Annotated in this window: 5 protein-coding genes and 1 pseudogene; 4 read left to right on the top strand and 2 right to left on the bottom strand. The window is 59.0% G+C overall.

Annotated elements, in window-relative coordinates:
- From ACOVQ0_RS02520 to ACOVQ0_RS02510, 3 genes and pseudogenes are all read left to right on the top strand, one after another.
- Positions 1-225, top strand: a pseudogene (locus ACOVQ0_RS02520) (hypothetical protein); the annotation flags it as partial.
- Between the two features lie 104 nt (positions 226-329).
- Positions 330-803, top strand: coding sequence for a JAB domain-containing protein (locus ACOVQ0_RS02515; RefSeq protein ID WP_421879838.1), 474 nt, complete (start codon positions 330-332; stop codon positions 801-803).
- Between the two features lie 1,017 nt (positions 804-1,820).
- The gene (locus ACOVQ0_RS02510) at positions 1,821-2,498 is read left to right on the top strand and encodes a PEPxxWA-CTERM sorting domain-containing protein (protein ID WP_421879835.1); all 678 of its coding nucleotides are present in this window, start codon (positions 1,821-1,823) and stop codon (positions 2,496-2,498) included.
- 277 nt (positions 2,499-2,775) lie between these two features.
- Here the strand turns inward: ACOVQ0_RS02510 and ACOVQ0_RS02505 are convergent, their stop codons facing one another.
- The gene (locus tag ACOVQ0_RS02505; protein WP_421879832.1) at positions 2,776-3,906 is read right to left on the bottom strand and encodes a pyridoxal phosphate-dependent aminotransferase; all 1,131 of its coding nucleotides are present in this window, start codon (positions 3,904-3,906) and stop codon (positions 2,776-2,778) included.
- A gap of 32 nt (positions 3,907-3,938) precedes the next feature.
- Complete coding sequence (locus ACOVQ0_RS02500; protein ID WP_421879829.1) at positions 3,939-4,793, bottom strand: sulfite exporter TauE/SafE family protein; 855 nt, start codon at positions 4,791-4,793, stop codon at positions 3,939-3,941.
- Between the two features lie 249 nt (positions 4,794-5,042).
- On the opposite strand from ACOVQ0_RS02500, the gene ACOVQ0_RS02495 reads away from it, so the two are divergent.
- A partial coding sequence (locus tag ACOVQ0_RS02495; RefSeq protein WP_421879826.1) for a TonB-dependent receptor plug domain-containing protein occupies positions 5,043-7,018 on the top strand: 1,976 nt, incomplete at its 3' end.

Below are 7,018 nucleotides of genomic sequence, written 5' to 3'. Positions count from 1 at the left end.
GTGGCAACCGTGGCGCTTCGATATGATCGGTGGTGGACCTTATGGGTAGGATCGGCACAGCTGATCGCAGTTATCGCACATGTCCTGAAGCTGACCGGATTGTCGATCGATCCTCTGGTCTATGGGGTGATGGAGCGTTGGCCGACGTGGATTGCTATCGCGCTCACAGGCCTCGGGACTTGGCTTCATCACCGAAGGTCAACTCGTGCCGCGCAAGGTATCTGAGTTCGCTACTGGCCCCTCTTGATAGCCAACCAGACAAACTTGCAGGCGAACTACTCGACCGCTTTGGCTCCATTGCGGGCATAACACGCGCTTCCGAGGCAGAATTGCGCGAGGTCAGCGCAATTGATTCCCACTGGATCGAAGCCTTCGTGGTCGTTCGACAACTCCTGAATGATGGGCTCAAAGAGGACCTTTTGCGCACTCACATCGGTTCAAACAGGGATGCGCTCGTCCGACACCTTTACAGGTCTTTGCGGGGCTTGCCGGAGGAGCGGTTGATTTGTGTGTTCGCCGACCTGGAGGGCTTCATCATTGGGGAGGAAATTCTGGCCGATGGCATTGAAGGCCTGGTTACTCTGTCTTCCAGACGAATCTTCAGGCGAGCACTGAACCTTAATGCCAGAAGTCTCGTGCTTGCGCACAATCACCCCTCAGGCTGTGCCCGTCCAAGCGACGCCGACATTCGCGACACCTGCCTTCTTGCCGAGCAGGCCAGAGGGCTTGGCATTGTTGTCGAAGATCACTTCGTCGTGGGGCGAAAAGAGGTAGTAAGCATGAAGCGTAGGGGTCTGTTTTGATCGTTCTTGATCAACGCGATTTAGGGCTCAGCGCCGAACGCCTTTTCGTGCATGCCGAGGCACATGCTTCGAAGCTGCCACCGTGGCCCGCCGCTGAGGCTCAGCCACTTTCTATGGTTCCCGACACCGTGCTTGCGGGACTGGCGGCTCAAGAGCTGCGGTGCAGGTCCAGGCGGTCACGGCACCTGCCTTCTGCCCTCTTTGGAGGAGGAGGATGGGAGATCCTGCTTGAACTGTTCATATCCGAGCAAAGCGGAGGACGGACGTCATTATCGAGTGTCTGTGTTGCCTCGCAAGTCGCTAAGACAACGGCAATTCGCTACATTGCCTTCATGGTTGCAGATGGGCTCGTTCAGCGAGTCCAAGACCCGGGAAGCTTAAAAAACAAGGCGATCAGCCTTACCCCCAAAGGCATTTCAGCAACCCGAATTGCTCTGCAGGAGTCTGTCTACGCCGCCGACTAGGGGGCACGCTGCGCTGCTGCCAAGAGCCCAGAGAACAGTGCCCCGCCCTTCCCTCCGGCCGCAAGGCCGGTGTCCTCCGAACTCGTGTTAGCTCAAGTGTAAAGGATGGCAGGCCGGCGCATGACGGCTCCTCCCGGAAAGCGCTGCGTTTTCGGGCCACGCGATCAACGGCCCGTTGAGCGGCGCAGCACCGGATATGCAGCGTTAGGCCCGCGGTCCGAGTTTTTTTGAATAACGGCCGACACTTCACAGACGATCCGCTAAGTTTGCTTGCGTGCGACAATTTTGTCTTTGCGGACCAACACTGCGCCGCTGCCTTGGTTGGGGACGAACAGTCTGCCGATCTCAGCCCGGTAGACTTCAGCAAGTGTTCCTATGCGCTGAAAAGATACGCCCCGGTCCCGGAACAGGAAATATGGGTTAGACCGGCAACTGTCCCACCCTGGGTCAGTTCGGGAAGTGGCTGGCAGGAGTATTGACTGCAGAATGGTTTAGTAGCAAAGGTTAACGCGAATTAACGAATCGAATCATGATCCGAAGATTGGGGAAATTCATGCGTAAGCTCCTTGTCAGCGCTCTCGTCGCGGCTTCGGCGATTGCAAGCCCAGCTTCGGCTGCAACCACGATTTTCTCGGAAGGCTTCGAGAATGTGCCCAATGGCTCGGGCGGCACTATCGGCAGCAGCGGCAGCGGTTTCACATTCGTAAACAGCGCCGGGCAGTGGCGAGCAGGACCCGGTGCGAACAGGGGCATTGAATTGCAATGGGGCGGCGTTGGCGGCGCACCTGCGACTAATGGCGGCAGAGTATTCGTAGAGCTGGACACGAACGGCAACAGTTCGATGTTTTACCAGCTCGCGTCGAGCGGGGTGTTTACGCTGGATTTTCTGTTCTCGCCGCGCCCCAACGTGTCAAGGCTCAGCAACATCGTAGAGCTTTGGCTTGATAACCAGCTTCTCGGATCGTTTACTGGGCCCACCTCTGGCACTAACCCGTCAACGGTCTGGACGCAGCAGTCGGTCGGTTTCACCGGCTTCGCCGGCCAAAACCTGATCTTCAGGGCTGCTGGGACCGGGGACAGCCTCGGAGGCTACATCGACAACACCACGCTGACCCTGCAGTCGGCTGTGCCGGAACCCGGCACCTGGATGCTGATGATCCTGGGCCTCGGCGCAGTTGGGTTTGCGATGCGGCGTCGACAGAAGCCCGCAGTGCGTTTCAATTTCGCCTGATCGACGAAGCATAGCGCGATGTTCAAGGGGGTCGGCTTAGTAGCCGACCCCTTTTTGGTTCTGACATCTGGCTATCCCATCGCCCTCCAGCAATACTGTCTAACCAAGCTTGTCCCTTAGGTCTGCACAGGGTGGGCACGGTAACGAGGACGTCGCCGACTATTGAGCGACGCACTCCGATGCGATCGGCAAAAGGGAAGATTCTGGCGATCGCGCGAGTGAGTTACCCAGACGCGCACCCCCCGGTCCACGCCCTCAGGCTTTGCTGCCAAAGCTGCTAGCCCCACAATTGCCGCGACAGCTTTGGCAGGGCGGCAGCATAACGTGCCACGTCCTCCAGTTTGCCAGTACTTACCCGCGAGTATCCGTTCAGGTTGCCATAGGCCCCTCTGATGGCAATGCCGCTCTGGGCCATCGCATCGCGAAGAGCATTGGCATCGGGGACCTTTACGAACACAAAATTGGTTTGGGAAGGCAGAGCCGAGAGTCCCGAATTGGCCACCGCATCGATGATCATCGCGCGGGCTTCGAGCACAGCAGCACGCGACTGGTCGAGAAATGGCGTATCATTATAGCTTGCGATCGCAGCCGCAAGCCCTCCCAGATTGCCGCCGAAGCTCATCTGGTGCGAGCGAATCCTTGCGGCATTTTCCTCGCTCGCAATGGCGTAGCCAACACGCAGGCCCGCCATGCCATAGATCTTCGAGAACGTCCGGCACACGATTACATCGGCCCCCGCCTTCACAAGGTCGATGGTCGAATTGTCGTCAGGGCGGTCAGTGAGTTCGTTGTAGGCCTCGTCCACCAGCACGGTCGCCTTTGGCGAAACCTCCGCAATGAAGGCCTTAAGCGCGTTAGGGGGAATCAGAATGCCGGTGGGATTATTGGGATTGCAAAGGTGAACCATCGCCACGCTGTCATCCAGCGCCGCCGCCATGCCCGGCAGATCGATGTTCATATCCGCCAACAGCGGCACGCGCACCGCCGTGACGCCCTGACGCTCAGCGTATTGTACGGTGGTATCCCAGAACAATTCAGGCGCAAGGATTGCGCCCTTCCTCCCCCACGCCAGCGCGGCGGCGCACAGCACCTCCGTCGATCCTTCGCCAATCACAACCTGCCCAGGGCTCACCCCGTTGCGCTCGGCAATCATCGCGGTCAGCTTAGCGTGACCGCGATCGTTGTAATAGCAGCCCATTTTTGAGGTCTCCGCAATGGCGCGCAACGCGCTGGGAGCCGGACCATAGGGGTTCTCGTTTCGGCTGAGCAGCGCCTGCCCGATCTTCGGCCCGAAGTCAGGTTCTACAATGGGCGCAGCTGCTGAAGCAGTCAGGCCATGCAGAGGAAGTGCACTCAGGCCGGTCGCGACACCAGCTCGGGCAATAAATGAACGGCGGTTGGTCAACATGGAGCAACTCCTCTGTTTGATTATGGATACGGTTAGAAGCGCGTGATCATCACCAGTCCGATGACAGCCAGATAAACCCCGAAAAAAGCGCGCAGGATTGCGGCAGGCAAATGGTGCGCCGCAGCCACGCCATAGGGTGCGAACAGCACCGAGGTGGCAATCAGGGCTGTGGCGGCGGGCAGATTGACATACCCAAGCGATCCCCAGCCCACACCTTGGGCGCCAAAACCGATGATCATAAAACCGATCGTCGACGGCAAAGCGATAACGGCGCCCATTCCTGCTGCGGTGCCAATTGCTCGGTGGATCGGCTGTCCGCAAATTGTCATGGTGACAGTGGTGACAGTGCCGCCGCCGATCCCCAGCAAGGTCGAAAATGCGCCGAGGGCGCTGGCTATGCCTGCGCGCGGCAGGCCGGTCGGCAGGCCGGCAAATAGCGGAGCGCCCTTGCGGGCAGGGAGCAGGAAATAGATCGCGAAGCCGATCACACCGACGCCGAAGATAAGCGCCAGCTGTCGGCTCGAAATCATACCGGCCACCAGCGTGCCGATCGCCGTACCCAGCACGACCCAGATCGCCCAGCCGCGCAGTAAGTCGAAATCCACCGCCCCGCGCAACGCATGGCTTTGGGTCGACCGGAGCGAAGTGAAGATTATCGAAGCGAGTGATGTGCCGACCGCCACATGGGCGATTTCCTCAGGGACCACACCGAGAAGGGGCAGCAAGAACATCAGCGCCGGGACGACAACAAAGCCGCCGCCGATGCCGAACAGCCCTCCGGCGAAGCCCGCAGCCCCACCGGCCAAGAGCAGGGCTGGGATAGCAATTTGGAATGTCGATGCTGTGCTCACGGGCCATATTGATAACCTCACACACGCTTTCGCCAAGCACTTTATTGCGCTGCACAATGCCTAATTGTCATAATAATTCATTTTTGTTTTGAGATTTGATTATATGTGCCATTTTACAGCATTATACGAATTATGTAGCGTAATTAATTATGATTTTTATGCCTTTGTATTGATATATTCGAAAAGATTACGTCATTTAACCACCTTAACTATCTAACTTTTTTGCAGTTTACGGGCGCCTCCATGTTATTGCTGCGTTGCAACAAAACAAATCAGGGGCACACCATGCGTATCCGCCAATTCCTCCTTGCTTCGATCGCTGTACCCGCTTCTCCTCTTCTGGCCGAGGATGACACACTCAATCCAGCTGGTCCCGAAACAGCGGTCGAATCGGGTCAGGCGATTGTCGTTACTGGCACCCGCCGTACCGATCGCACCGTTCTGGAAAGCTCCGCTCCGGTCGACGTGTTCTCTGCCGACGACTTCAAGGCTCAGCCTGCGCCTCAGCTGCAAACGATTTTGCAGACCCTCGTCCCTTCCTTTAATCAGCAGCGTAACCTGCTTGGCGACGCATCAGCCTTCATCCGCCCGCCCACGTTGCGCGGCCTGCCGTCTGACCAGATCCTTGTGCTACTCAACGGCAAGCGCGTGCACCGTTCGGCACTTGTGCAGTTGCAAGGTGGCGCGCTGAACGCCGGGGCGCAGGGCGTGGACCTTTCGCAGATTTCCAGCGTCGCAGTCGGCCGCGTGGAAGTGTTGCGCGATGGCGCGGCCGCGCAATATGGCTCGGACGCGATTGCGGGCGTGATCAATATCGGCCTGCGCCGCGACACCGGCTACGAGGTGACAGCGCGTTACGGCCAGTCCTATGCTGGCGATGGCGAGGACACCCAGCTCACCGCCTTCTATGGTGCCGAGCTTGGGAGTAACGGCGGCTTCTTCAACACAACCGTCGAATTCATCGACCAGAACGTCTTCGACCGTTCGGTGGAACGCCCCGCGATCGCGCCTCTGGCCGCACTTGGCATTACCCCCGACCGGCCGACCGGCAACCGCCTCGGCGGGCCCGAGAACCGCGCCTACCGCGCCACCATCAACACCGAGATCCCGGCGGGCGACACGATCTTCTACGCCTTTGCCAACTACGGCTATCAGCGTCAGGGGAACGATTTCAATTATCGCTCGCCACGCACAGTCACGCACCTACCGATCCCCGGCCGCCCAGGCACGAACTCCACCGGCCGCGCCGTGCCGATCAATTACCTCACCCAGATCGGATTCGACGCACAGGGGCGCCCGCAGTGGGATCTCAACGGAGCGATCTTCGATATCTTTAACGACAACCGCTTCCCTGACCAGGCCAACGGCTTCATCCCGTTCTTCGAACAGACCAACGAAGACATCGGCATCGTTGGCGGTTTCAAGGGCGAGATGTCGGGCGTGAACTACGACCTTTCGTTAATGTATGGCCTCAACCAAGTACGCTACTTCATGAGCGACACAATCAATGCCTCGCTCGGCCCCAGTACGCCGACCGATTTCTACATGGGAAAATTCGTACAACGCGAATTCAACTTCAACGGCGATTTCAACACCGAGGCCGAAATCGGCTTTGCCGAACCGCTGTTTATCGCTTGGGGCATCGAAGTGCGGCGTGAGGCCTTCGAGGTAGGGCTGGGAGACACGCCCTCATGGCAGATAGGCCCCTATGCGTCGCAGCGCCTGTTCCAGTGCACGTTGGCTGGCGCCCCGGTCCCGTGCTCGACCCCGGGCGCGTCGCCCCCAACCTTCGTGCGCACGCAGGTTGCCCTGCCGGGCTCCAACGGTTTCCAGGGGTTCGGCCCTGCATCGGTCATCGAAGGCGGACGCAACAACTATTCGGGCTATGTCGACCTCGAAGCGACCCCTGTCGCGGGGCTCGATATCGGCGTCGCCGCTCGCTATGACTATTTCGACGACTTCGGCGACACCTTCAATGGCAAGATCTCGGCACGCTGGGAAGTCGCTGATGCCATCGCTTTGCGCGCAACAGCCTCGACCGGATTTCGCGCACCAACCCCAGGCCAGCAGTTCACACAGAACCTGACCACCGGTTTCCCCTTCGGCTCGACCATCCCGCTCGGCACGCTCGTTGCGCGCCCCGACAGTGATATCGGCCAGTTCTACCTGGCTGAATCGCTGACCCCTGAAAAGTCGGTCAGTTTCTCGGGCGGAGTGGTGATCCAGCCGGGCGGCGGCTTCAACGTCACGATCGATTACTA

The organism is Novosphingobium sp. (genome assembly GCF_049240505.1).
Lineage (GTDB): Bacteria > Pseudomonadota > Alphaproteobacteria > Sphingomonadales > Sphingomonadaceae > Novosphingobium.
The sequence above is the reverse complement of the archived record's forward strand: the minus strand, read 5'-3'. Positions and strand labels throughout refer to the sequence as shown.